We start from the raw sequence: 25,014 nt of genomic DNA on the forward strand, positions 1-25,014 counted from the left end.
AGCCTGGCTCATGATCGCTCTGCCCCTGGTGGGAGCGGCGGTCCTCCTGCTGGGCGGCCGGAGGACCGACAAGTTCGGCCATCTGCTGGGCGTGCTCATGGCCGTCGCGTCCTTCGTGGTGGCGGCGCTGTCGTTCGTACAGCTCCTCGGCCTCGCCCCCGGCGAGCGCCGCCGTGGTATCGAGCTGTACGACTTCATCCCGGGCCTGGCGAAGGTGGGCCTGCTGGTCGACCCGCTGTCGATCTCGTTCTGCCTGCTGATCACCTTTGTGGGCTCACTGATCCACATCTACTCGATCGGCTACATGGCGCACGACCCGAACAGGCGGCGGTTCTTCGCCTACCTCAACCTGTTCGTCGCGGCGATGCTCCTGCTGGTGCTGGCCGACAACTACGTGGCCCTGTTCGTCGGCTGGGAGGGCGTCGGCCTCGCGTCGTACCTGCTGATCGGGTTCTGGCAGCACAAGCCGACGGCGGCGACCGCGGCCAAGAAGGCGTTCATCGTCAACCGCGTCGGCGACTTCGGCCTGCTGATCGGTATCTTCACGATCTTCGCGACGTTCCACACGCTGGCCTTCGACGGCGTCCTGGCGAACGCCGACAAGGCGTCCTCCGGCACGCTCACCGCGATCGGCCTGCTGCTGCTGGTCGGCGCCTGCGGCAAGTCGGCCCAGCTCCCGCTGCAGTCCTGGCTCCTCGACGCCATGGAGGGCCCGACCCCGGTCTCGGCCCTCATCCACGCGGCGACCATGGTCACCGCCGGCGTCTACCTGATCGTCCGGTCCGGCCCGATCTTCCTGGGCACCGAGACCGCGCAGCTCGTGGTGACGATCGTCGGCGTCGCGACGCTGCTCGCCGGTGCGATCATCGGTACGGCCAAGGACGACATCAAGAAGGCGCTGGCCGGTTCGACGATGTCGCAGATCGGCTACATGGTGCTCGCCGCGGGCATCGGCCCGGCGGGCTACGCCTTCGCGATCGCGCACCTGATCACGCACGGCTTCTTCAAGGCCGACATGTTCCTCGGCGCGGGCTCGGTCATGCACGCCATGAACGACGAGGTCGACATGCGCAAGTACGGCGCGCTGCGCAAGGTCATGCCGGTGACGTTCGTGACGTTCCTCATCGGCTACCTGGCGATCATCGGGTTCCCGCTGCTGTCCGGCTACTTCACCAAGGACGGCATCATCGAGACCGCGATGGAGCACAACGCCGTCCTCGGCTGGCTGGCCGTGCTCGGCGCGGGCATCACCGGCTTCTACATGTCGCGCCTGGTGTTCATGACGTTCTTCGGCACCAAGCGCTGGGAGCCCACGGCCCACCCGCACGAGTCGCCCGCCGTCATGACGGTGCCGCTGATCATCCTGTCGATCGGCGCGATCGGGCTGGGCGCGTTCCTGATCCTGGGCAACCGGTTCATGACCTTCCTCGCGCCGGCCGTCGGCGCGCCGGAGGAGATGCCGTCGTTCCACCCGTTCAGCCTCACCGGTCTGGTCACGCTCGCGCTCGTCGCGGTCGGCGCGGCCCTCGCCTGGATGAAGTACGGCAGGGCCGAGGTGCCCGTGGTCGCCCCGCGCGGTTCGTTCCTCACCACCTTCGCCCGTCGTGACCTGTACGGCGACGCCCTGAACGAGGCGCTGTTCATGCGTCCCGGCCAGTGGCTGACCCGCCTGGCCGTGTTCTTCGACAACCGCGGTGTCGACGGCCTCGTGAACGGCCTGGCCGCGGGCATCGGCGGCACGTCCGGGCGCCTGCGCCGGGTCCAGACCGGGTTCGTCCGCTCGTACGCGCTGTCGATATTCCTGGGTGCCGCCCTCCTGGCCGGTGCCTGGCTCGTCGTAGGGAACCTGTGATGCCCTGGCTTTCAACCCTGATGGGCGTGTCCGTGCTCGGCGCGCTGGGCGTGACCCTTGTCCGCAACGACAAGCTCGCCAAGCAGTTCACCCTCGTGGTGTCGCTGATCGTGCTGGCGCTGACCGTCGCCATGGCGGTCCAGTTCAGCCCGAACGGCGACAAGTTCCAGTTCGCCGAGACGTACGACTGGATTCCCGCGTTCGGCGTCCACTACGGCGTCGCCGTGGACGGCATCGCCCTGGTGCTGATCCTGCTGTCGGTGATCCTCGTGCCGATCGTGGTGCTCGCCTCCTGGCACGACGCCGAGGCCGGCAAGCGCTCGGTGCGGACGTACTTCTCGCTGCTGCTCGTGCTCGAGGCCATGATGATCGGCGTCTTCGCGGCGACCGACGTCTTCCTCTTCTACGTCTTCTTCGAAGCCATGCTGATCCCGATGTACTTCATGATCGGGTCGTACGGCGGGGCGCAGCGGTCGTACGCGGCCGTGAAGTTCCTGCTGTACTCGCTGTTCGGCGGGCTTCTGATGCTGGTGGCGGTGATCGCGCTCTACTCGATCGCCGGCAAGGGCACGTTCATGTTCACCGACCTGGTCGGGACCATCCAGGACGTGACGACGCAGAAGTGGCTGTTCCTCGGCTTCTTCATCGCCTTCGCGATCAAGGCGCCGCTGTGGCCGTTCCACACCTGGCTGCCGGACGCCGCCGCCCAGGCTCCGGCCGGCGCGGCCGTCCTGCTGGTCGGTGTGCTGGACAAGGTCGGCACGTACGGCATGCTGCGCTTCTGCCTGGAGCTGTTCCCCGACGCCGCGAAGTTCTTCACGCCGCTGGTCATCACGCTGTCGGTGATCGGCATCGTGTACGGCGCGATCGTGGCCATCGGGCAGACCGACATGAAGCGGCTCATCGCCTACACCTCGGTGTCGCACTTCGGCTTCATCGCGATGGGCGTGTTCGCGATGACCACGAGCGCGGGCGCGGGCGCCACGCTCTACATGGTCAACCACGGCTTCTCGACCGGCGCGCTGTTCCTGATCGCGGGCTTCCTCATCTACCGCAGGGGCTCGCAGTTCATCGCCGACTACGGCGGTGTGCAGAAGGTCGCCCCGATCCTCGCCGGGACGTTCCTGGTGGCCGGCCTGTCCAGCCTCTCGCTGCCCGGTCTCAGCACGTTCGTCAGCGAGTTCATGGTGCTGACCGGCACTTACCAGCGGTACGTCGTCCCGGCGGTGATCGCGACGGTCGGCGTCATCCTCGCCGCGATCTACATCCTGTGGATGTACCAGCGGACGATGAACGGCCCGACGGCCGAGTCGGTCAAGTCGCTGCCCGACCTGAACGCCCGGGAGAAGTGGGTGGTGGCGCCGCTCGTCGCGCTGCTGCTCGTGTTCGGCTTCTATCCGAAGCCGCTGCTCGACGTGATCAATCCCGCCGTGAAGGACACGCTGTCCAGCGTGTCGGTCACGGACCCGCAGCCGGCCGTACCCGTTGCTCAGGAGGGCCAGTAGTGAACGGCACCATTGAGGCGCCCACGATCGAGTACGCCCTGCTGGCGCCGCTGCTCGTCGTCTTCGGCGCGGCGATCGTCGGCGTGCTTGTGGAGGCGTTCGCCCCGCGCTACCTGCGCTCGGCGATCCACCTGCCGCTCACGCTGCTGTCGCTGGCCGGCGCGTTCGCGCTGGCCGTGTGGCAGGCGGTCAAGGGCGTGCCCACCCAGCCCGCCGCGATGGGCGCCGTCGCCGTGGACGGCCCGGCCCTGTTCATCTGGGGCACGATCCTCATCCTCGCCTTCGTGAGCGTGCTGCTCATCAAGGACGAGGAGCACTTCGTCGGCTCCGCCGCGGCCGTGCCGGGCTCGGCCGAGGAGGAGCAGTCGCTGGTCGAGCGGGCCACGCACACCGAGGTCTACCCGCTGCTGCTGTTCGCGGTCGGCGGCATGCTGCTGTTCCCGGCGGCCAACGACCTGCTCGTGGCGTTCGTCGCCCTCGAGGTCATGTCGCTGCCGCTGTACCTGCTGTGCGGCCTGGCCCGGCGTCGCCGCCTGCTGTCGCAGGAGGCCGCGGTCAAGTACTTCCTGCTCGGCGCGTTCTCCTCGGCCTTCTTCCTGTACGGCACGGCCCTGCTCTACGGCTTCGCCGGGTCGGTCGACCTCGTGAAGATCAACCAGGCGCTCGGCTCGGTCGGCGGCCAGGACACGCTGCTCTACATCGGCGCGGCCATGCTCGGCGTCGGGCTGCTGTTCAAGATCGGCGCGGCGCCGTTCCAGGCCTGGAAGCCGGACGTCTACCAGGGCTCGCCCACGCCCATCACCGCGCTGATGGCCTCCGGCACCCTGGTGGCCGCCTTCGGCGCGCTGCTGCGGGTGTTCTGGGTCGGTCTCGGCGGTCTCGACTGGGACTGGCGCCCGGTGCTGTACGGTGTGGCGATTCTCACGATGGTGGTGGGCGCGGTCCTCGCGATCACGCAGACCGACATCAAGCGGATGCTCGCCTACTCCTCCATCGCGCACGGCGGCTTCCTGCTCATCGGCGTGATCGCGACCGGCCACACCCAGGCCGAGAACACCTCGGCCCTGTCCGGCCTGCTGTTCTACCTCGTGGCGTACGGCTTCACCACGGTGGGCGCGTTCGCGGTCGTCACGATGGTGCGCGACGCGGGCGGCGAGGCGTGGCACCTGTCCCGCTGGGCCGGGCTCGGCAAGCGCTCGCCGCTGCTGGCCGGGGTCTTCGCGTTCTTCCTGCTGGCCTTCGCCGGTATCCCGCTGACCAGCGGGTTCTTCGGGAAGTACGCCGTCTTCCAGGCGGCCGTCGCCAACGGCGCCACGCCGCTGGTCATCATCGGTGTGGTCGCCTCGGCCGTCGCCGCGTTCTTCTACGTCCGTGTGATCGTGCTGATGTTCTTCAGCGATCCGGCCGCCGACGGCCCGTCCGTCGTGCTGCCCTCGCGGGCGACCGCGGCGGTCGTGGGTATCGCGGCATTGGCTACGGTAGTTCTCGGGGTCTATCCCCAGCCCGTGCTGGACCTCGCGCACACGGCAGCACAGTCCCTGTTCGTCCGATAGGAGATCTCCGTATGGCCGCGCCGCCCGTTGTGGACATTCCTCTCGTAGACGAGCGGCTGGCCGACGACCTCGCAGGCGGGCTCGCTGCGGTGGAGAAGCTGCTGCGCTCGTCGGTCGAGAGCGAGGACGCCTTCGTCACCCAGGCGTCCAGGCACCTCATCGAGGCGGGCGGCAAGCGGTTCCGGGCGATGCTCGTGCTGCTGGCCGCCCAGTTCGGCAACCCGGACGCCCCGGGCATCGTGCCCGGGGCCGTCGTCATCGAGCTGACCCACCTGGCCACGCTCTACCACGACGACGTGATGGACGAGGCCCCGGTGCGCCGGGGCTCCCCGTCCGCCAACGCCCGGTGGGACAACACCGTGGCCATCCTCACCGGCGACTACCTGTTCGCCCAGGCGTCCGAGATCCTCGCCGACCTCGGCGCCGAGCTCATCCGGATCCAGGCGCGTACGTTCTCCCGCCTGGTGCGCGGTCAGATCCGCGAGACGATCGGGCCCGCCGAGGGCTCCGACGCGATCGCCCACTACATCGGCGTGCTGGCCGACAAGACCGGCTCCCTGATCGCCACCTCGGGCCGCTTCGGCGCCATGCTCGCCGGCGCCCCCGCGGAGGTGGTCGATCGCCTGACCGACGCCTGCGAGGCGATCGGCGTGGCCTGGCAGCTCGGCGACGACCTCATCGACGTGGCCGCGCCCACGGCCGACTCGGGCAAGACCCCGGGCACCGACCTGCGCGAGGGCGTCCGCACGCTCCCCGTGCTGTACGCCCTGACCTCCGGCGACCCCGCGGACGAGCGGCTGCGCGCCCTGCTGTCCGGGCCGGTGGCCGAGGAGGACGTCGAGGAGACGCTGACGCTGCTGCGGGCCCACCGGGCCATGGACCAGGCTCGCGAGGAGCTCACCCGCTGGATCGGCCGGGCCAAGACCGCCCTCGCCGGCCTGCCCGACATCCCCGCTCGTACGGCTCTCGTCGCCCTGTGCGACTACGTCGTCGAGCGCACCGGCTGACCAGACCGGCCGCCCGGACGCCGGGGTCCTGCTCGGCCGCCGTGGCATGGAGTCTCTAGCGCTGGGCGGCGAGCCATTCGTCGAAGGTGGTCGGCGCGATGCGGGCGCCTTCTCCGGGCAGCAGCACGTCGCCGGCCATCTCCGTCCCGAACAGTCCCGACCAGGTCGGCACGAGCTTGACCGTACGGCCGCGTGCCGCGAGGGTGCGCCTGGCCATGTCGACGAGGTCCTGCGGCTCGGGACCGGCCACGTCGGCGTAGCGCCCCTGCGGGTCGCCCACCGCGACCTCCGCGAGGACGTCGGCCACGTCGGCGGGCGCGATCGGCTGCACCAGCAGCGGCGCGATCGTGGCGACCCCGTCCTGCTCGGTCCACCCCGCCACCATCTCGGCGAAGTCGTGGAACTGTGCGACCGGCACGATCGTCCACGGCACCGGACCGGCGGAGACCCGGCGCTCCTGCTCGCGCTTGCCGGCGTAGTGGGCGTTGCCCTCCACACCGTGGATGCCGATGATCGAGAGCAGCACGTGGTGGCGGACGCCCGCCCGCTCCTCGGCGGCGAGCAGGTTCGCGGTGGTCGTGCCGAAGTACGCCACCGACTCGTCCCGGTCGGCCGCCGCTGAGCTGATCGCGTCGACGACCGCCTCGACGCCGTCCAGGGCCTTGTCGAGCCCCTCGCCCGTCAGGAGGTCCACACCGAGCGAGCGGCTGACGCGGACGACGTCGTGCCCGTCCCGTTCGAGGGCGGCGACGGTGAGTTTCCCGATGTTCCCGGTGGCGCCGGCGACTGCGATTCTCATGGTCTCTCCTTCGCTAGACGCCACGGATGCTATCTCGGACAAAATAGATCTGCAATGTCTTCGATACACTGTCGGACATGAAGCTGCCTGCGAGCACCGAGTGGGTGTTGCACTGCGCCACAGCGCTGGCGCAGCTGGAGCCGGGAGCCACCGCGTCGGCGGCGCAACTGGCGGAGTACTACGACGTTCCCGCGCCCTACCTGGCCAAGCAGTTGCAGGCGCTCGTCAAGGCCGGTGTGCTGGCCGCGATGACGGGCCCCCGCGGTGGGTTCCGGCTCGCGCGGGCGGCTTCCGACATCACGTTGCTGCAGATCGTCGAGGCGGTCGACGGCGCCTCATCGCCGTACGAGTGCCGCGAGATCCGCCAGCAGGGACGGGGGGCGCTGCCTCCCGAGGACTGCCGGCGCATCTGCGTCATCGCCGAGAAGATGAGCGAGGCGCACCGCGCGTGGCGGACCAGCCTCGCCGGGGTGACGCTCGCCGACATCCTCGCCGAGCTGCCCGAGTGGGCGCCCGCTCGCACCCGGTCACGGCTGTCGGCCACTCGCTGACGTCAACGGCCCGCGAGGAGTTCGACGACGGGGGCGAGGGCGTCGGCGAAGAAGCCGTTGACGGTGATGTAGGAGAGGCCCAGCTCGTCGCGGCGGCGCAGCAGCGTGTCGGCCATCTCGCGGGGCGAGCCGCGCAGCACGGCGGCGGCGTCCGGCGCCGGGGTTGTCAGCCCGCCGGGCATCCACGGAGGCGACTCGTCGCCCACCTGGAACAGGTTCATGCTCAGCTCGATGTCGTCGAACCTCGCCCCGGCCATCTCCCGCAGCGTGCCGGCGGGCCCGCGCAGGCCCTCCTCCGGAGCGTCGGCCGGTACGGCGAGCGCGACGATGTCCGCCTCCTGCGCGGCCAGCGCCAGCATGCGGGGACCGGCCCCCGCCACGAGGATGGGCGGCCCCTGGCGCTGCACGGTGATCCTGCTCCCGGCGAAGGCCGCCCGCACCTCGCCGATCACCGAACGGACCAGCGCGACGCGCTCGCCCGCCGTGCCGTACGGCATGCCGAGCGCCCGGGCCTCCTCCTCGGCGGCGGCGCGGCCGGCTCCGACGCCGACCTCCAGCCGTCCCCCGGACAGGAAGTCGAGCCCGGCGAGCTCGTGCGCGAGCTGCGGGGGATTGCGGTAGGGCGCGGCGAGCACGAACGTGCCCACGCGCAGCGTCGTCGTGACCGTGGCGGCGGCGGTCATCGCGAGTAGCGGCGGCAGCGTCCCCAGCGTGTCGGGGACGAGCAGGGTCGAGTAGCCGAGGCCCTCGGCCTGGCGGGCCGTCGCCGTCCACGCGGCGGCGTCGGGGGCCAGGCCGGCGACGATCCCGAAACGGAATTCCTTGCTCATGCCGCCGATCCTCGCCGTTGCGGCCTGTGGCGTCGTCACCCCGCCGGAGGCGGACCCCGTACTCCGGGAGGCGTATCAGACGGTCTCGAGCGCCGCTGTGCGTTCCTGCCGGGACGTACGGGCGGCGCGGATGCTGTCCCAGGTGAACACGCTCAGCGCGAGCCAGACGACCACGAACCCGGCCCACCGGCTGGCGGGCATCGTCTCGTGGGCGATCAGCACCCCGCACAGGAACTGCAGCACGGGGGCGATGTACTGGAGCAGGCCGATGACGGTGAGCGGAACCCGCAGCGCGGCGGCCGTGAAGAGCATCAGCGGCACCGCGGTGATGAGACCGGCCGTCACCAGCAGCAGCGCGTGGCCGACACCGTGATTGGCGAAGGTCCCCGTGCCGTCCGCCTGCAGGACGAGCAGGTAGCCCAGGGCCGGCACCAGCAGCACGAGCGTCTCGATGGTCAGGCTCTCCGCGCTGCCCACCCCCGCCGCCTTCTTGATCAGGCCGTACGTGCCGAAGCTGAAGGCGAGCACGAGGGCGATCCAGGGGAGACGTCCGTAGTCGAGCGTCAGGATGAGGACCGCGAGCGCGCCCAGCCCTACGGCGATCCACTGCCACCTGCGCAGCCGCTCGCGGAAGACCAGAACGCCGAACAACACGCTGACGAGGGGATTGATGAAGTAGCCGAGCGCGCTCTCCACCACGTGACCGGCGTTGACGGCGTAGATGTAGACGCCCCAGTTGACCGAGACCGTGAGGGCCGCGAGGGCGAGGAGGAGGAACTGGCGGCGGGTCATGGTGTGGATCCACGACCAGTGGCGGCGTACGGCGAGGACCGCGACCACCACGACCAGAGACCAGACCATCCGGTGGGCGAGGATCTCCACGGCGCCGGACGGCTTGAGCAGGGGCCAGTAGAGAGGGAACAGACCCCACATCGTGTAGGCGGTGACGCCATACAGGACACCACGGCGCGTATCAGGCATGACCCCCATCTTTGCTGCTTACCTGGATTCAGCACAAATAAGGGTCTCTACGTTTGAGATTTAGAGGCGCTTACGTGAGGAACAAGGCCGCCCGGTGCCTGGTTGGGGTTGGCAGAGCGGAAGGAAGGCTACGTGATGGGCTGGCTGTTCGGCACAGACAAGACGACGATGGTGGACCCCGCGGACGCGCTGCCGGGCCGGGCCGAGGTCATGCCGGTGGCCACCCGCCACCAGGTCCTCGGCGCGCCGCTGGCTCCGCCGTACCCCGAGGGCACGGAGATCGCCGAGTTCGGGCTGGGCTGCTTCTGGGGTGCCGAGCGCAAGTTCTGGCAGACCCCCGGGGTCGTCTCGACCGCCGCGGGCTACGCGGGCGGCTACACGCCGAACCCTACGTACGAGGAGGTCTGCACCGGACTGACCGGGCACACCGAGGCCGTCCGGGTGGTCTTCGACCCGGCCGAGGTGTCGTACGAGGAGCTCCTGAAGGTGTTCTGGGAGGCCCACGATCCGACGCAGGGCATGCGCCAGGGCAACGACGTCGGCACCCAGTATCGATCGGCCATCTACACCCACGGCCCCGAGCAGGCCAAGGCGGCAGCGGCCTCCAGGGAGGCGTACCAAGAGGTGCTCACGAAGGCCGGGTACGGCGAGATCACCACCGAAATCGCCCCCGCCGGCGAGTTCTACTTTGCGGAGGATTATCACCAGCAATACCTCTTCAAGGTGCCCAACGGCTACTGCGGCATCGGCGGCACCGGCGTCTCCTGTCCCGTCGGCCTGACCACTGGTGAGGCCTGACCTGCGGTAACTGACTGATCCTGGCCCTTGGCCGGCCGGGCTGGTCCGGCGGGCCGGGGTCAGGCTCGATGCGTTCGGGGGTCTTGAGGTGTGCGCTTGGGCGGCGTAGCCGTCTCGTGGCATGACGCGCCAGGCGGGCGACGTTCGACCGCTATCAGAATGTGTTCTGAATTAGACTGGTGGCGTGAGCATCAGCAATGCCGACGCCGTCACCTTCTCGGACCTGTCGAGGAATCCCCGTGCCGTCGCCGAACGCGCCGCGCGGCTCGGCCGCGTACGTGTGACTCACCGGGATGCCCAGGACTTCTATCTGACTGCGGCTGACCGTGAGGAACGACGCGAACAGACGCTGGCCACTGCTTCTCGTCTCTTCCTCGCTCTCATGAGGCATGATCCGACCGCCCGCGCGCTGGTCATCGCCATGCCTGAGGTCTTTCCCTGGGTTCGTCACCTCACCTCTGATGAGGTGCGGTCCTTCACTCTTGAACTGGTCGAGGCGCTCTCCGACGCGGCCGAGCTGGATGTCGACGCCACTACGCAGGAAGTCATCGCAGGCTGGCAGGCCACTGCCCGCATCAAGGCCGACCCCGCACATTATGCCCAGGCGCGTGAGGCGACGAGCGGAGACTTCGGACCGGTTGAGGTTTCGGTATGAGTCCGAAGCGTGGAGACCGGGTCACAGTCCCGCCTCCTGGCAACGAATGGGACGTACGGTTCGGTACGAGCGATGCGGTGAAAGGCTGGGAGGAACTATGCCGTCACGCCCTGGCCAACACGCGCCGATGCTTGGAGACGCTGCGCGCCGATCCGCGCTCCCGTACCGATCATGAGCGCCAGCATCGCCTGCGTGGCGACCTCGCGACTCATCGTCACAACGGACAGGACCTCGAGCAATGGGAGTTCGAGGTCACCAGTGGCGGGCGCGTGCGCTACGTGATCGATGACACCGCTCGTACGGTTTGGGTTGTCTATGCCTCGCCCCGTCATCCGAAGGACACCGATGTCTGAGGCCGGCTGACCCGCCGAGATCTGTGACACAGCCAGTCCCGGCGCCGAGGGCAGGAGCAAGTGTGGCGAGGCCAGCGCGATTTATTGCCTGAAGCGGAGCGCTACTACCAGCAATACCTCTTCAAGGTGCCGAACGGCTACTGCGGCATCGGCGGCACCGGTGTCAACGCAGGTGACCCGTCCGCCTGGTGCCCGGCTGGGCTGACGACCTCTACGGACAAGTAGCCGGAATTGCTGAGACCCGGGCGATGGTCAGGCTGGCTCGTAGGGCTCCTCGTGGACGGAGGAGCCATGACGGGGCGAGGTCAACCAGACCTGGCCGCTTCGGCGTCTGGCTTTCCTTTGGCCTGATACGGCGAGTTGTTCGGTTCGATTAATTTAGCCCAGGCGAACAACCAGAGTTCATTTTGTTCGGTACAGTTACATCGGCTTAGCCGAACAAAATCAGGGGAGGCGCCGGTGTCGGGACCGGGGAGGCCGTCCAGGGCGACCGTGTATCAGCGCCTTGACGAGGCCGTTCGAGAGCTCCGTGACCGCCTGGGCGGATTGCCTTCGCCTGCCGAGGCGGAGGACATCTGGTCCGACATCTGGCATCAGGAGGCCCACAACAGTACTGCCATCGAGGGCAACACGCTTGTCCTGCAGGAGGTGGAGAAGCTTCTCGAGGAGGGGCGGGCGGTAGGTGCGAAGCCGCTCAGGGACTACATGGAGGTGAGGGGGTACGGCGATGCCGCGAAGTGGGTGTATGGGCAGGCACTGGAGCCGGGAGACTGGCAGAACGGAGATCTCATCACGCTTCAGGAGGTTCGTCAGATACACCACACCGCCATGTCGCTCGTGTGGGCTGTAGATCCCCACCCGCATGCCACCCCCGCCGAGGGGCCGGGGAACTTCCGGCAGCACGAGATCGCCAGGTTCCCCGGGGGCATGAAGCCGCCGTCATGGCTGGAAGTAGATCCCCAGATGCGGGACTGGGTGAAGACGGTTGATGGCCTTCGGGACGAGTCCGACGAGGCTCTCCCCGAACGCTTGGCCCGCATCCATAACCGATTCGAGCAGGTACACCCGTTCCTAGACGGCAACGGACGGACGGGCCGCCTGGTGCTCAACTTGATACTCTGCAGAATCGGATATCCGCCCGCGATCATCTACAAGCGCGATCGCGACAAGTACCTTCTGGCGATGCGCCGAGCTGACAATGACGAGTTCGGCCCGTTGGGCGAACTCGTCGCACGCAGTGTGACGACAAATTTGTACCGCTTCGTTATGCCGGCGGTGGCCGGTCCGGTCAAGCTTGTCCCACTACCCGCTCTCGCCACGCGAGACGTCACCGAAAACGCACTTCGCGTGGCCGCCGCACGGGGACGGCTCCGTGCGGTCAAGGGGGATGACGGCATGTGGCGTAGCAGCAAGAAGTGGGTGGACGACTACCTCAAGTCGAGGCATCGTAGGTCGTGACGCGTCTGGTGATCAGAAGCCGAACCCACTCCGATAGTGCCTCCACTAAACGGCTACTGCGGTCTCGGCGGCACCGGCGTCTCCTGCCCCATCGGCCTGACCGCGGGTGACGCTTGATCTCGCAGGAACCAGTCGGTCCGGAGCCCGGGCTGCCCCGGGCCGGCACAGCCGCTCTCAGTGGGTTGCGATCAGCTGCCGCGCCGCGCGGCTGTCCGGGGCGGTCCCGCTGATTACACTCGATACATGAGCGTGATGCGCGAGGAACTCCACCACCTGGTTGATCGGCTGCCAGAGGAGAAGGTCGCTCCTCTGCTCAGGCTCGTCCGCGATCAGCTCGAAGAGCCGCCTGTGGTACGCGACCTGCCGTTCATCGGCATGCTCGAAGCGGAGCCGGATTTCGCGGAACGCTCGGAGGAGATTCTCCGCGCGGAGGACAATCACTCTTTGTGATCGTCATCGACTCGGGTCCGTTGGTTGCGGCCGTGAACGTCCGGGACCGCCATCATCAGGCCTGTGCCCGACTTCTGCGGACCCATCCAGGGCCCTTGCTCGTCCCCGCGAGCGTGGTCACCGAGGTATGCCAACTCGTCGAGAAGCGGCAGGGGAGCAAAGCGGAGGCGGCGTTTCTGCGCTCCTTTGGAGCAGGTCTGACCTTGGTGGATCTCACAGAACGTGATCTGCAGCGTATGAGCGACCTGGTGGAGACGTACGTAAGTCTCCCACTCGGGGCGGTTGACGCCTCTGTGATCGCCATTGCTGAGCGACTCGGCGTCACGGAAGTGGCAACACTTGACCGCTGCCACTTCACCGTCGTCCGTCCTCACCACACCGGTGCGTTCATGCTGCTACCGGAACAGCTTTGAGCGCCGTCCCGCCCCGCGGTCCTGAGCAGTGATCTGTTGATCGAACGGCACGGGCGCGAGCCGGCCTCACCGCCGGCGAGGCGTAACCCTTCGAACCGATGGTTCGTAATTGCGGGCCATTGGAGTTTGAGAGCGGGCTCACGTGGTCCATGAGCTTGTCGACGGCGGCCCGGACAGCCAGATTCCCGGCACCTGATCGCGTTGTGGGCTGAGCCTTTGTTTGGACCGGCACTTGAGTCTCAAGTAACCGGAGACTCCAGGATCGATGCCGTGGGCGGCACGTGCTCGTTTCCGCCGTCCGCGACCCATCCGATCCGACTCCGGGAGAGCGCATTCCATGCCGCGATACGTGACGCCGTCCGCTGAGGATGGCAAGCGCCTCATCAACGACTTCATCGACGAGACTTTCGGTGATCTGGACGCCAACCCGGACTTCGTCGCCATGCTGCGTACGGTGGTGCCTGAGATGCCCGCCGCTCCCAGCCCTGAGCAGTTGGGCGCCTGGACGGAGCTGTCCGAGCTGGTCCGTGATGCCGACTTCAAGGCCAGGGTCCGCAGGATGGCCGAGCATCAGGCGGCCGAGAGGGCGGCCGGGGATCAGACCGGCCTGCACCACGAGGTGACCGAGCTGGTCCGGGAACGGGTGCGGCAGGCGCAGACGGACGGGGTCGAGCCGGGTTCGCAGCAGGCGCGAATGGTGCTGGTCGAGCTGATCGCCGGATACACCGTGACATTCGGCCATCTCGACAGTGCCGAGTACCGCCGGAAGCTGCTGACTCGGCTGGAGATCGCCAATGATCCCCGTACGGAGCGGTACTTCGCCCTGCTGTCCACGATCAACGGCTGGCCGGCGCCGCCGAGCCTGGCGCCGGCGTTCGACTGGTTCGCTCAGGCGCTCCGGCACCATCCCGTTCCCTAGAGGTCGGGTACGCGGGGGTCGAGTGCGGCGAGGAGCCAGCGGGCCGCAGGGACCGGATCGGGTTTCGGGGGCGTACCGTTGATCATGGTCAGCAGTTGCCAGTATCGGGAGACCCGAGGGTCGGCCCCGATGCGGATCCGCTCGGCGAGCCAGAGCCGGAACCCGGCGTCGTCGGACCGCCGGTGGGCCTGGGCGAAGACGGCGACCAGCTCGTTCACGATGGGCCGGGCCAGGGCGGAGACCGGCGGAATCCCGTCCGCCAGGGCGCGGCCGACGAGGTCCAGCGTGGCCTGCTCGGCTCGCGCCCAGCTCTCGTGGTCGCCGTGCTCGGCGCCGGAGGAGCGGTCCGTCGCGTGCCGCTCGAACGCCTCGCGTACGCTCTCCCGGAAGTGGGGGTCGCCGACCAGGTGCGCCAGCTCCAGCCACGCGTCGAGCTGCTCGACCGATGGGTCGTCGGGCAGGTCGGGCAGCATCGAGCGCAGGTGCGCGGCGAACGCGGGCTCCATGTCGAGCCCGCGAGTCGCTTCGGCCACGAGATCGGCCACCAGCTGCTGGCGCTGCTCCGCCGGTAGCCGGGCGAGCCGGTTCACGTGGGCGATTCCGGCCGTGCCGGTACGGCGGGTGGTGACGTAGCGCAACACCGCCTGGCGTACCCGCAAGGTCTGGATCTGGTCCTCCATGGCCGCGATCTGCCCGTCGGCGATCTCGTTCAGAGTCTGCGCGTCGGCGAGCACTCGTGTGATCGTCGCGATCTCGACGCCGAGATCTCGCAGCGTACGGACGAGTTCCAGCCGGTCCAGGGCGTCGTGATCGTAGAGCCGGTAGCCGCCGGCCGACCGGCCAGCTGGAGGTACCAGCCCTTCGTCGGAGTAGTACCGGACCGTCGGCACCGGCACCCCGGCGAGCCGCGCCACCTGGCCGATCGTGTAGAGCCCGTCGTCCTTCACACGTCCAGCCTGGCTTATCAGCCGCCCTTTCGGTGGGCCTGTGAGAGAGCACGACCGGTGATGCCGTTGAGAGGTGGGAGGAGCTCTTCAGACACGCCCTGGCGAATACATGGCGATGTCTTGAAGCTCTGCGCGCAGATCCACGCTCCGCGAGCGAATGTCGAACGGCATCGTCGCCTTCGAGTCGATCTCGGAGTTCGAGATCACGAGTGGAGGTCGTGTCCGCTACATCATTCGATGACGAGGCGCGAGCAGTGTGGCTCGTCCATGCATCCCGACGGCATTCCAAGAACACCGATGCGTAGATCGTCCTCGTGTATTTATTGCCTGAGGTGAAGGACCCCACCAGCAACATTTGTTCAAGGTGTCAAACGGCTGCTGCGGGATCGGCGGCACCGGCGTGAGCTGCCCGGTCGGCCTGACCGCCGGTGACGCCTGACTGTAGGACTCGTCGGCCCGGAGCCCAGGTTCCGGGCCGGGGCAGCCGCTCTCAGCGGGTTGCGAACGGCGGGCGCGTTGTGCGGACCGTTCCGGGCAGTCGCCCCCGCTGGGCCGACGAGGCGGTCACCGTCCCGGCGGAACGACAAGACGCTCGACGCCTTGCGGGAGGCCGCCGGCCTCGTCGAGCCGGGTCGTGCGCCCGCCTTATGTATCAGGATCGCCCGTCAGACGGCCGAGGAGCCCTCGTTCGCCCAAGCATGGCTGCGCTCGCCCGCCCTCGAACTGCGCCGTGGTAGATCCTGACGTCTCAAGCTCGGACGCGTGGACCGCCTTTCCGGCACTTCGCGGGTACGGCTGTCCAGAGACCTCTTCCGTTAGTCGTATTCGGCGATCTCGATGAGGTTGTGGTCCGGATCCCGGATGTACAGGCTGGTGATCGGGCCGAGCGCACCGGTCCTGGAGACCGGGCCCTCTTCAATGGGTACGCCCGCGGCGGTCAGATGGGCGGCCACCTGATCCAGGGGCGAACGCGTGATCAGGCAGAGGTCGGCGCTGCCCGGCACGGGGTGGAGGGCGTGCGGCGGGATTTCGTGCCCGGCCTGATGCAGGTTGATCTTGCTTGAGCCGAAGGTGAGCGCGTGGCGGCCGTCTCCGAAGGTCACCGGCTCCAATCCGAGGGCGTCCCGATAAAAGTCGATCGTCCGAGGGATGTCGGCCACCGTCAAAACCAGGTGATCGAGGCTCGCGATACGGACGGCGAAGGTCTCCTTGACTGCCTCCCAGGCGACCGGCGGTAGGAGGTGCCGGTTACGGGCGAAGAACGCATGCAGCTCGGCCCCGTGTTTCGCGCGGATGTCTGCGTTGTGCCGGGCGACGTCGATCTCGTTCGCGGCCGTGATCAGGGTGAAGGCCCGGAGCTCGGTGTCGGAGGGGGCGACCGGCCGGCCCGTAAAGCGGTCCACGAAGCGCAGGGCGGGATAGGTGGCCGCGCGGTCGCAGGAGGCGTAGAGATATACCAGTGCCTCGGCTGGTGCCCCGATCACCTCGACCAGCGCGGCCCGATTGGCGAGGTCGAGGAGCCGGTGGTCGAAGCCGTCTGTGCCGTAGGTCGCGTGACACAGGCCGGCGAGCTGCACCTCTTCGGGGGCGCCCCAGCCCATGAGTTGGGCAGTGACGCGGTGCAGGTGCTCCAAAAGCGTGCCGCCGGGGTGAGAGATCCCGGCGGCGCCCCTGGAGACGAGGAATGCTGTCGAATCCGTAAAGGTATCCGCTGTCATGTTCGTCTTGTATACACCCGTGGGCGAGCACGACGTGGGATGGGCTGGCCGATCACATTCGCGTCGAGCACCCGCCTCTCAGGGAGCCGGTGCCGGATTGGCTCGCGGAGCGTTTGATCTACACCATCGGTATGTCTCGGGAGGAGGTCGCCGCCCTCGACTTGCAGCAGGCGGTCGACCTCTGGGCTGACTTCCGCTCCAGCCCACGCTAGGCGCGAATTATTGCCTGAGGTGAATCGCTACCACCAGCAGTACCTCTTCAAGGTGCTCAATGGCTACTGCGGCATCGGCGGCACCGGTGTCAACGCAGGTGACCCTTCGGCCGGGTGCCCGACCGCGCTGACGACCTCTTCGGAGGAGTAGCCGGGATTGCTGAGACCTCCCCTGCTCGGAGGTCTCGTTTGGTCCTGGGCCACGAACTCGCCCTCCATCGGCACCTGGGAGATGAGGTGACGGGGCGGCTACTCGCCCGACTCGATGCGTGCGCGTGCGACCTCGTAGATCTGCACCCACTTGGGTCGCGCCGGGCTGTACTCGATCATTCGGCAACTGCAGGTAGTAGCTCCAGTTGAGGCATAGAAGCTGTCGGCTGACCCGCGACTGGAGTCCCCAGAATGGGACTGTCCGGGAATCGCCGTCCACCCGGGCATGGCGCTACGGAGCCGGAAACGTCTGGACTGGCAGGACCAGTCGCGTGGCTCCGCCCCCACGCGGTCCCTCGCTCAGCGATAGCCCGATCGTCGGTTGGCTCGGCGCTTCACGAATACGTCAACAAGAGCCACAGCTAGCGCGGCCAGCACGAACGTGACGTTAACCAGTAGGGCGTGCTGGAACGCCGTCGCATAGATGCCTTGAGCCGAACCCACCGCCGCAAGACCGACGGAGGCGCCGATTCGCTGTCCTGTCTGAAGCACGCCGGCGGCAAGGCCGGCCTCGGTAGGCGGCACCGCTGACAAGGTGAGTGTCTGGTTTGGCGAGACGATCAGGCCGTTGCCCAGCCCTGCGAGAAACAGTGGTGCTGCGATCAGCCAGGCCACGTTTTCGCCGGAAGCCAGCAGGATGGCGGGTTCCGTGGCGCCCAATCCAACTGTGACCAGCACCAGTCCGAATGCGACGAGCAGTCGGCCGGATCGGTCGACGAGTCGACCGCTCAGTGCGGCGCTGAATGTTGATCCCAGCGCGAACGCCGCACTCAACAAACCCGCGCGCAGAGCGGAATAATGCAGGCCTTCTTGCAGATATTGAGTGACGATGTAAAAGATTGCGGTGAATCCGCCAAAATACAGCGCCGCGAGCAATACACCCATGGCATATGAGCCTCTACGGAACAGGGAAAGATCAACTATCGGAGTGTGTCGCTGACCGTGCCAACGCTCCCAGCGTACGAACCCGGCCAGTACGACGGACGCGGCCAACACAAAGAGCCACTTGGCCTGTCCCTGCCACTCCCGTCCTTCCACGAGCGGCATTAGCAGCAGCAATATGCCGGCGGCGAGAATTAAAACGCCAACAGGATCCATGCTCTCTCGTTGTCGTTTTACAACCTCCTTCCTGGGCACGTATCGGTACGCCAAGATCATGGCGATGACGCTGATCGGTATACTGACGTGCAAGACATGGCGCCAGCCCGCCTCTTGGCCGGTAAATTGAATAAGCAGGCCGCCCAGCAGTGGGCCGATTGCCGTGGAGAAGCTCATCGTGGCGCCTAGCAGTCCGAACGCCCGCCCCCGTTCCGCGCCCCAGAAAAGCTGCTCGATCAGCCCGGTGATCTGCGGAGCAGTCACACCTGCAGCAGCCCCCTGTGCGACCCGTGCCACGATCAGCCAAGCCGGTCCCGAGGCTGCTCCCGCCGCGGCGCTGGCCAATGCGAAAAGGAGCATGCCGAAGACGAATACGTTGTGCCGGCCATGTGCGTCGCCGAACCGCCCGGCGGGTATCAGCAGCAACCCGAAGGCGAACGCGTATCCAGAAACGACCCACTGGAGGTCACTCGGCGAGGCGTTTAACGCGGTGCGGATAGAGGGTAGCGCCACGTTAACGATGCTGATGTCCAACCATGTGATGAAACCGGCGATCAGGCAGACGGTCAGGGCTTTCCATCGGCGGGGGTCCGAAGGATCTTGCCCATGCTCGCCGGGCGCCCCGCCTGCAGGGGCGACGCCACTCATCTGATCAGGCACCGGAGCAACGCACCATCACACCCATCTCGCGACGGCACCGTACAGTGCCGCTTACTACTGCCACCCATAAAATCGTACCGAGTTGCCCCCACGAAACCGCGCCGAGCCAAACCTTTCCTTGCGAACCCAAAATCCTTAGGTGACCCGGCATCGACGAGACTTCCCGCACCACCGTCGTGGCTGTTGCCGCGAGCGATGAGGCGTGATGACGCTCAATGGATCTCCCCATAGGCGATCGGCGAAAATTTCCACTTGGTTGCTCGACGGCATGCGCAGGCAAGCTTGTGATCTTGGATGGATCATTAACCGAGCTGGGTTGTGCGGCTGTTGAGCCGGGCATAACGTGAAGTTGTGTTGTCGTTGAGGACCCTCCGCTTGCGAAGTAGCCATGGGGGCCATTGCCCCTGGACCGCTACGAGCGTTTAACGAGGGGGATACTTTTGTTATGGAGAAGGTTCAGCCGGTCGCGCTGCTGATCACTCGGGTCATCGTGGGCATCATCTTCATCGCGCACGGGTGGGAGAAATTCACGAGTATCGACGCTACGACCGCGTTCTTCAAGTCGGCCGGTGTACCCCTGCCTGGGGTGTCGACCCTGGCGGCCGCGGCTCTCGAACTGGTCGGAGGCGTGGCTCTTGTGCTCGGGCTGCTGCTGCCGGTGTTCGGCACGCTACTTGTGCTCGACATGCTGTTGGCGATCGTCTTCGTTCACGCAAGCAAAGGCTTCTGGGTATCCCAAGGCGGTTACGAGTTCGTTCTGGCGCTCGCGGCTGCCGGCATCGCCATCGCCTTCAGCGGGGGAGGAGCCCTCGCTGTGGACAGCCGGTGGCGGCGGGGGCGCGAGGCCCAACGATGACACTCCCCACCGGGAGCAGGGATGTTGCGCCCTCGACCGAACTGCGCCGATGGCACGACCACGATCCGGCCAGTTCACCGAGTTCTGCCGTCGCTACTGGCCATAGAGCGCGGTTCATGGTGGCCTCCGTCTGCTGATCCAGTGGGTGTTGCTGGTCGGAGTCATCGCCGTACGGCGGAGCGGCTCGGGCGGCGTCATGGACGAGGAGTCCGTCGTCGAGTAGGGCGTGTGCCCGCGGTCGGCCGCTGTTCTGTGAGCCGCCCGTCACGGGCCAGGTGTAGCACGGCGTAATCGGCGGTGATCCGCCGATGGCAGCGCCACCAGACGGCCTCGCTGGACAGGCCGCCGTCAGGCGGAGAACTGCCCACGTCGCGGAGGCGCCGGCTGCCCGGCGTGGTACGCACGTCCACGACGGCCTCCGCGTCGACGTCGGGAAGGAGGGCGGCGATCAGGGAGTCCACGAGCGGGGTGCCGAACACGCAGGTGATCGCGGGAAGTACCAGCCCGCCTGAGAATCGGGCACTAAAGCATCCATGCCATGTTGGAGGCCTGGGTCGGGTAGATGAATAGCGCGTGCTTCAGCGCGTCAGCGCGGATGTCCGCTCGGATGGCAAGAGCGAAGACGTTCGCGAACTCGTCAGCCTCCGGGCCTAAGAGGTGAGCTCCGAGAATCTTACCGCTGTCCTTCTCAATCAGGATCTTGTACATCGACGCCGGCTCGGCGACCCGCCGCGCCGAGTACCAGCCAGAGGTATCCGCCTGGTTGACGGTAAACGTCAGGCCCTTGGCGTGGGCTTCCTCCTCGGTCATCCCCACCGCGCCCAGTGCGGGAATCGAATAGACCACACTCGCCATGCCGATGTAGTCCGCCGTACGCTGGTTGCCCTCCACGATGTTCTCAGCAACGAGGCCGCCCTCGTACTGAGCGAGGGGCGTCTCGGGCAGACCTCCACTGTTGGCCGCATCACCCGCCGCGTAGACCGCCGGGTTCGAGACGCTCTGCAGGTGGCCGTTGACCCGGATCCCATTGCGATCGAACTCGATCCCAGCGGCGGACAGGTCGAGATCGTCCACCTCGGGTGCGCGACCAGCCGCATGGACAACCATGTCCGCCTCGAACCTCTCAGGTCCCGAATCCGTCAAGGTCGTGACCTTGAAGCTTCCCGGTGCTCCCTCGACGCCCGTGACCTTCGTACCAGTCCGAACGTCGATGCCCACGTCGCGGGTGCGCTCCAATAGCCGCGCCACGAGGTCTTGGTCAAAGTGTTTGAGCGGCCGGGCGCCTTGGTGCAAGATCGTGACTGCTGCCCCGGCTCTGGCCGCGATGTGCCCGAACTCGAAGCCGATGTAGCCGCCTCCGATGAACGCGATCCGCCGAGGCAACTCCTGCAGGTCGAGAAATTGATCGCTGCGGGTGAGGTGGTGCTCGCCCTGGATGCCCAGCCTGGCCGGCCACGCGCCAACTGCTACGACTAGGTGAGCGCCGTCGAGCACATCCTGGCCAACCTCGATCGAACGCTGGTCAAGAAAGCGTGCACGCCCGTGGAAGGGTTCCACCCCTGCCTGGACGAAGCCGTCCTCTCGCTGCCGGGGAAAGGGGTCTGTGAACGTGGCCTTGAAACGGATCAGCTCAGGCCAGTCGATGCGCAGGTCCCCAGCAACGCCTTGACCCTCCATGCGACGTTTCCGATCGATGATCTCGGCCGCTCCCACCAACACCTTCTTGGGGTCACAGCCACGCAGCCCACAGGTACCGCCAAAGGGCCGGGAATCGACGATCGCCACGTTCCGGCCAGCCGCCCGGCATTGCATGGCCACCGCTGCACCGGCTTCCCCCGTTCCGATCACGACGACGTCAAAGGACTTCTTCATGATCCATCCCTCTGGGCTATCCGTTCGATCGGGTGTTTTCGCTGACGGCACCAATTGCCCGACGCTGCTGCGCGGATGTGCTCGCGCGCTGACTTTGCGTGACCGTGCTGTGCCATACCCGGGTCCAGGGGCTCGACACACCCGCCGACTCGGATGCTCGAGCGGCACCGGCGTCCCCTGCCCCGTCGGCCTGACCACCGGCGAAGCCTGACCCGTACGAGCCCGCCCTCATCCGAAGGGCGGGCTTCAGGGGGCGGTCAGTCCATGCCGCGCCGTCCGGGAGTCCAGAACGGTTTCACGATGACGGCCCTGCGAGGCCAGCCGCGTTCCCGGACGAGGTGAGCACGCACGGCTTGGCAACTACGGGCCTCTCCGGCGACGTAAGCGATGCCCGGCGTGTGGGGGAGTTCCAGGGAGCGGACCACGTCAGCAAGATCGGTCGGTCGATACCTCCACGTCAGGCGATCCGCATGTTCCAGTGGGAGACGGTCGTCGGGGCCTTCTACCGAAATCGCGCCATGCGCGATCGCGGACGGCGGCAACGCGCGCAACATCGCTCCGAAGGCGACGGTTGCGGTTTCGTCGCCGACAAACAGGTGGTATCCCGCACCCTCGCGGAGGACGAGCCTGCCTTCCGGTGGGGTGAGAGCCGCCGGGTCACCGACGCGTACTTGCCGCGACCACTGCGCTCCGGGCCCGGCGGACGGATGGTCAAGTATGCACAGGTCGAGGTGGCCGGTGGGGGAGTAGTCCCAGATCGAGTAGGTGCGGAGGAATCCGCGCAGCCACGAGCGGGGCGAGCGGGGGTCGCCGACTCGTAGACGGGTGTGCATGCCTGGCAGCCAGGTCAGGTTGCACAGGTCAGGGCCGGTGATCCGGACGCGGCGCATGCGCTTGGCGATCGGCTCGATTTCTTGGACGGTTCCGTACAGGAACACACTCACTGTGCCAACTCCCAGCGCTCGCCCGTGGGCAGGTCCATCACCGTCAGATCCGTTCCAGCCAGGGCGATCGCGTCTGAGGCGGTGCCGGTGGTGCGGAACAGCTTTGAGAGCGGATCGTATCCATGGGCGTCGTGCAGCGGAATCAGCACCTTCGCGCCAAGTACGGACGCCCCGGCCACGGCCTGGGCGGGACGGAACCCGCGCAGGTCCCAGTGGTTGGTGGCCAGATTGGTGACGACGATCGCGGCGAGTGGTGGCAACTCGGCGACCCGCAGCCCGAGTGGCTCGCCGCGGCGCAGGAACCATCGTTCGGTGAGACCACGGGTCGGTGAGCACCGCGTGGCCGTCCAGTTCGAGCACATGAGTTGACCACGCGGGTAACTGCGATTGCTTGCTCGAGCATGCGGCCGACGCAGCGCATGCGGAGTACTCCCAGTGTGGTTGCCCGATCTGGGTCCCACGCCACATGGGCACGCGTGCCTGTTCGCGTGCCCATGTCAGAAACCCTTGGACCAACGGGCGTCGAAGCGGCGATCTTCCCAGAAGCGGGCGCTGAGCCGGAAAGGGCCTGGCACCGTGACCTCCGTTCTAGGGGTCGTCAGCTCGCCTGCTCCACGTAGCGCTCGTGCTCCCGCGCTTCCACGTCGGCGACCTTGTACCGGACGTGCTTGCCGAACTTCATGAAGCGGGGGCCACCGCCGCGACTGTTCCACGCGTAGACGGAGATGAGGGGCACCCCCAAGCGATCTGCAAGGTCGTTCGTCGGGTCTTGTACGCCGGCCTGCAGCGAGAGGAGGTGACATGGGCGGGATCACTCGCAGGGTGCAAATGACCATGGCGCTGAGCCTGGGGCTCAATCTGGGGGCCTGCTGGCGCTGGGCTCCACGATGGCGGGTAACCCCGGCGGGCCGATCTGCTGAACCTTGATCAGTCGACGCACATCGCGTCATGGGTGGACCGGTAGACCCATGTGCCGCCACCCGGAGAAATAAAGGTCGGATACGTGTTATACCTCCCGGGGGTGCAGTCGTGGCCGACCGCGAGGACGGCCTGCCGGGCCCGCTGTTCGGCCGCCGCGTACCCGGCCGCTGCGGTATCGCCTGCTCCCATAGCGGTGGCGCTGCGGGGAGTGTCATAGCCGTCGGCGTGCGCGGCCACGGGCGAGGTGGTCAGGCCGACCGCCACCACCGCTGAGACGAGGCCGAGCCGGCGGGGCCAAGTGACTTTTCGCATGCTTCTCCTTATGCGGGACGGGCAGGTGATCGATCAACATTGATTTAGCCCGGATCGATACAGCGCGGTATTGACCAATTGGCCACAAGAATCTGGCGACCGTTGTCCTCATGACGGAGAACATGGCTAATACGGCAGCCGCCATTTGCAGGGTGAGCTGGGACAATGCGCCCCACTCTGATCGATCTTGTGACGGGAATGCGGCACAACGAGAGCAGCCATTCGTGATCACGTGTGTGAAAATTACAAGATTGGGAGCGGCTGCCGCCCTCATCGTCAAGGCAGCGTGGATGCGGCGGAGCAGATCAGCGACCCCGTCAAGGTGATCATCACCGGCGGCGCAATGTGGTGGGGATCCAGTGACGCCCGGAGGGGTCTTCACATCGCTCGCCGCGCCCGCATCCATCTCGTTCGGCGGGCATATCTGCGATCAGTAGTGGCGGGGAGCACGGAGGTCAGTCAGACATGGTCAGGTGGCGGGCCAACCGGGGGAGTCTACGGGCGATCTCCCCGTCATCGGCGATATCCCAGTCTTGCTCGCCGAATTCGGCAGCCAGAAGCGGGAACCTACTGCGGACTCCTCGAGCTTTGACGGCGGCGTAGAGAGCGTCCACATTCGCGCCGGTGACCTGCTCATAGGCGTCCAGCGCCACGTAGGAAAGGAGTTCGAAACCCGGGTACTCCTCGTCGGACCACGGCAAGCCGCGACGACGTTCGGCGAACCAGCGTCGCTTCAGGTCGAGGAGGTGCACGACCTGCGGCAGTTCCATGACGCGATCCGGGCAATCGGCGACTTGGTCGTACGCCTCTCGGCCCAAGCTCATGAGCCAGTAGACGAAATACTCGAAGCCGTCCGTTGATTCGCGTCGTAACAGGTGACAGCTCAGCGCGTACATGTCACATGTGCAGCCGCGGTTCGCATTGAGCTTCCACCATATGTGGTACCGGAAAGGTCGATCAGTTCCCAGAACCGGTCCTCATCCATGAGAAGCGATGATGGCACGCCGAAGACTATGAATCCTATTGGCGCGTTCACGCGATTGATTGGCAGAGGCAGTCATCCTGAGCAGTGCACCTGCGGGTGTACGCAAGCCGCCCATCTGGCACAGTTCGGTGTCCGTGATCGCCGTCGCCGAACGA

The 25,014-nt window shown here is 67.0% G+C and carries 25 protein-coding genes; 13 read left to right on the plus strand and 12 right to left on the minus strand.

Features of this window, described 5'->3' with window-relative positions:
• The first annotated feature begins 10 nt into the window (after positions 1 to 10).
• The 4 genes from nuoL to HHX41_RS19275 are packed head-to-tail and all read left to right on the plus strand — an operon-like array spanning position 11 to position 5,917.
• Positions 11 to 1,852, plus strand: coding sequence for an NADH-quinone oxidoreductase subunit L (gene nuoL / locus HHX41_RS19260; RefSeq protein ID WP_169980988.1), 1,842 nt, complete (start codon positions 11 to 13; stop codon positions 1,850 to 1,852).
• Positions 1,852 to 3,357 (plus strand): NADH-quinone oxidoreductase subunit M, encoded by a 1,506-nt coding sequence (locus tag HHX41_RS19265; RefSeq protein ID WP_182907084.1) that lies wholly within the window; start codon positions 1,852 to 1,854, stop codon positions 3,355 to 3,357. The genes nuoL and HHX41_RS19265 overlap by 1 nt, the downstream gene beginning before the upstream one ends.
• Positions 3,357 to 4,910 carry an NADH-quinone oxidoreductase subunit NuoN gene (gene nuoN / locus HHX41_RS19270; protein WP_182907085.1) on the plus strand — a complete coding sequence of 518 codons (1,554 nt, stop codon included), beginning with the start codon at positions 3,357 to 3,359 and terminating at the stop codon, positions 4,908 to 4,910. Before HHX41_RS19265 ends, nuoN begins: the two co-directional genes overlap by 1 nt.
• Before the next feature lie 11 nt (positions 4,911 to 4,921).
• Positions 4,922 to 5,917, plus strand: coding sequence for a polyprenyl synthetase family protein (locus tag HHX41_RS19275; RefSeq protein WP_182907086.1), 996 nt, complete (start codon positions 4,922 to 4,924; stop codon positions 5,915 to 5,917).
• A 55-nt stretch (positions 5,918 to 5,972) separates the two neighbouring features.
• Here HHX41_RS19275 and HHX41_RS19280 read toward each other — a convergent pair whose 3' ends face one another.
• A complete protein-coding gene (locus HHX41_RS19280) occupies positions 5,973 to 6,716 on the minus strand; it encodes an SDR family oxidoreductase (RefSeq protein WP_182907087.1) in 744 nt (247 codons plus the stop codon).
• Positions 6,717 to 6,793: 77 nt separating this feature from the next.
• Here HHX41_RS19280 and HHX41_RS19285 point away from each other — a divergent pair, with 77 nt between their 5' ends.
• Positions 6,794 to 7,267, plus strand: coding sequence for an Rrf2 family transcriptional regulator (locus tag HHX41_RS19285; RefSeq protein ID WP_182907088.1), 474 nt, complete (start codon positions 6,794 to 6,796; stop codon positions 7,265 to 7,267).
• Positions 7,268 to 7,269: 2 nt separating this feature from the next.
• Here HHX41_RS19285 and HHX41_RS19290 read toward each other — a convergent pair whose 3' ends face one another.
• On the minus strand, positions 7,270 to 8,097 hold the full coding sequence (locus HHX41_RS19290) for an LLM class flavin-dependent oxidoreductase (RefSeq protein WP_182907089.1): 828 nt from the start codon (positions 8,095 to 8,097) through the stop codon (positions 7,270 to 7,272).
• Between the two features lie 75 nt (positions 8,098 to 8,172).
• Positions 8,173 to 9,078 (minus strand): EamA family transporter RarD, encoded by a 906-nt coding sequence (gene rarD / locus HHX41_RS19295; RefSeq protein ID WP_182907090.1) that lies wholly within the window; start codon positions 9,076 to 9,078, stop codon positions 8,173 to 8,175.
• A 135-nt stretch (positions 9,079 to 9,213) separates the two neighbouring features.
• Here rarD and msrA point away from each other — a divergent pair, with 135 nt between their 5' ends.
• The 7 genes from msrA to HHX41_RS19330 all read left to right on the plus strand — a co-directional run bounded on the left by msrA (position 9,214) and on the right by HHX41_RS19330 (position 14,124).
• The gene (msrA, locus tag HHX41_RS19300) at positions 9,214 to 9,876 is read left to right on the plus strand and encodes a peptide-methionine (S)-S-oxide reductase MsrA (RefSeq protein ID WP_182907273.1); all 663 of its coding nucleotides are present in this window, start codon (positions 9,214 to 9,216) and stop codon (positions 9,874 to 9,876) included.
• A 184-nt stretch (positions 9,877 to 10,060) separates the two neighbouring features.
• Entirely contained in the window at positions 10,061 to 10,531 is a 471-nt protein-coding gene (locus HHX41_RS19305; protein ID WP_182907091.1) for a hypothetical protein, read from the plus strand.
• Positions 10,532 to 10,662: 131 nt separating this feature from the next.
• Positions 10,663 to 10,884 carry a hypothetical protein gene (locus HHX41_RS40725; RefSeq protein ID WP_259401126.1) on the plus strand — a complete coding sequence of 74 codons (222 nt, stop codon included), beginning with the start codon at positions 10,663 to 10,665 and terminating at the stop codon, positions 10,882 to 10,884.
• A 459-nt stretch (positions 10,885 to 11,343) separates the two neighbouring features.
• Positions 11,344 to 12,342, plus strand: coding sequence for a Fic family protein (locus HHX41_RS19315; RefSeq protein ID WP_310742067.1), 999 nt, complete (start codon positions 11,344 to 11,346; stop codon positions 12,340 to 12,342).
• Between the two features lie 243 nt (positions 12,343 to 12,585).
• A complete protein-coding gene (locus HHX41_RS19320) occupies positions 12,586 to 12,792 on the plus strand; it encodes a hypothetical protein (protein WP_139579074.1) in 207 nt (68 codons plus the stop codon).
• Complete coding sequence (locus HHX41_RS19325; protein WP_182907093.1) at positions 12,789 to 13,205, plus strand: PIN domain-containing protein; 417 nt, start codon at positions 12,789 to 12,791, stop codon at positions 13,203 to 13,205. Before HHX41_RS19320 ends, HHX41_RS19325 begins: the two co-directional genes overlap by 4 nt.
• Positions 13,206 to 13,542: 337 nt before the next feature.
• Positions 13,543 to 14,124, plus strand: a complete 582-nt coding sequence (locus HHX41_RS19330; RefSeq protein WP_182907094.1) for a hypothetical protein — start codon at positions 13,543 to 13,545, stop codon at positions 14,122 to 14,124.
• Here HHX41_RS19330 and HHX41_RS19335 read toward each other — a convergent pair.
• From HHX41_RS19335 to HHX41_RS19345, 3 genes are all read right to left on the minus strand, one after another.
• Positions 14,121 to 15,071, minus strand: a complete 951-nt coding sequence (locus tag HHX41_RS19335; protein ID WP_182907095.1) for a MerR family transcriptional regulator — start codon at positions 15,069 to 15,071, stop codon at positions 14,121 to 14,123. The genes HHX41_RS19330 and HHX41_RS19335 overlap by 4 nt on opposite strands.
• An 815-nt stretch (positions 15,072 to 15,886) precedes the next feature.
• A complete protein-coding gene (locus tag HHX41_RS19340; protein WP_182907096.1) occupies positions 15,887 to 16,789 on the minus strand; it encodes a VOC family protein in 903 nt (300 codons plus the stop codon).
• A gap of 722 nt (positions 16,790 to 17,511) precedes the next feature.
• The gene (locus HHX41_RS19345) at positions 17,512 to 18,969 is read right to left on the minus strand and encodes an MFS transporter (protein ID WP_310742068.1); all 1,458 of its coding nucleotides are present in this window, start codon (positions 18,967 to 18,969) and stop codon (positions 17,512 to 17,514) included.
• 445 nt (positions 18,970 to 19,414) lie between these two features.
• Here HHX41_RS19345 and HHX41_RS19350 point away from each other — a divergent pair, with 445 nt between their 5' ends.
• The gene (locus HHX41_RS19350; RefSeq protein WP_182907097.1) at positions 19,415 to 19,825 is read left to right on the plus strand and encodes a DoxX family protein; all 411 of its coding nucleotides are present in this window, start codon (positions 19,415 to 19,417) and stop codon (positions 19,823 to 19,825) included.
• 522 nt (positions 19,826 to 20,347) lie between these two features.
• On the opposite strand, the gene HHX41_RS19355 is transcribed toward HHX41_RS19350, so the two are convergent.
• From HHX41_RS19355 to HHX41_RS19375, 6 genes are all read right to left on the minus strand, one after another.
• Positions 20,348 to 21,697, minus strand: a complete 1,350-nt coding sequence (locus HHX41_RS19355; RefSeq protein ID WP_182907098.1) for an NAD(P)/FAD-dependent oxidoreductase — start codon at positions 21,695 to 21,697, stop codon at positions 20,348 to 20,350.
• A gap of 257 nt (positions 21,698 to 21,954) precedes the next feature.
• Positions 21,955 to 22,641 (minus strand): siderophore-interacting protein, encoded by a 687-nt coding sequence (locus HHX41_RS19360; RefSeq protein ID WP_220504240.1) that lies wholly within the window; start codon positions 22,639 to 22,641, stop codon positions 21,955 to 21,957.
• Entirely contained in the window at positions 22,638 to 23,003 is a 366-nt protein-coding gene (locus HHX41_RS39735; RefSeq protein WP_220504241.1) for a hypothetical protein, read from the minus strand. Before HHX41_RS39735 ends, HHX41_RS19360 begins: the two co-directional genes overlap by 4 nt.
• 236 nt (positions 23,004 to 23,239) lie before the next feature.
• A complete protein-coding gene (locus HHX41_RS19365; RefSeq protein WP_220504242.1) occupies positions 23,240 to 23,377 on the minus strand; it encodes a hypothetical protein in 138 nt (45 codons plus the stop codon).
• Positions 23,378 to 23,568: 191 nt separating this feature from the next.
• On the minus strand, positions 23,569 to 23,874 hold the full coding sequence (locus tag HHX41_RS19370; protein ID WP_182907099.1) for a hypothetical protein: 306 nt from the start codon (positions 23,872 to 23,874) through the stop codon (positions 23,569 to 23,571).
• Between the two features lie 455 nt (positions 23,875 to 24,329).
• The gene (locus HHX41_RS19375) at positions 24,330 to 24,842 is read right to left on the minus strand and encodes a DUF4240 domain-containing protein (protein WP_259401141.1); all 513 of its coding nucleotides are present in this window, start codon (positions 24,840 to 24,842) and stop codon (positions 24,330 to 24,332) included.
• Between the last annotated feature and the right edge of the window lie 172 nt (positions 24,843 to 25,014).

The sequence above is a fragment of the Microbispora sp. H13382 genome (genome assembly GCF_014161445.1).
Classification (GTDB): Bacteria; Actinomycetota; Actinomycetes; order Streptosporangiales; family Streptosporangiaceae; genus Microbispora.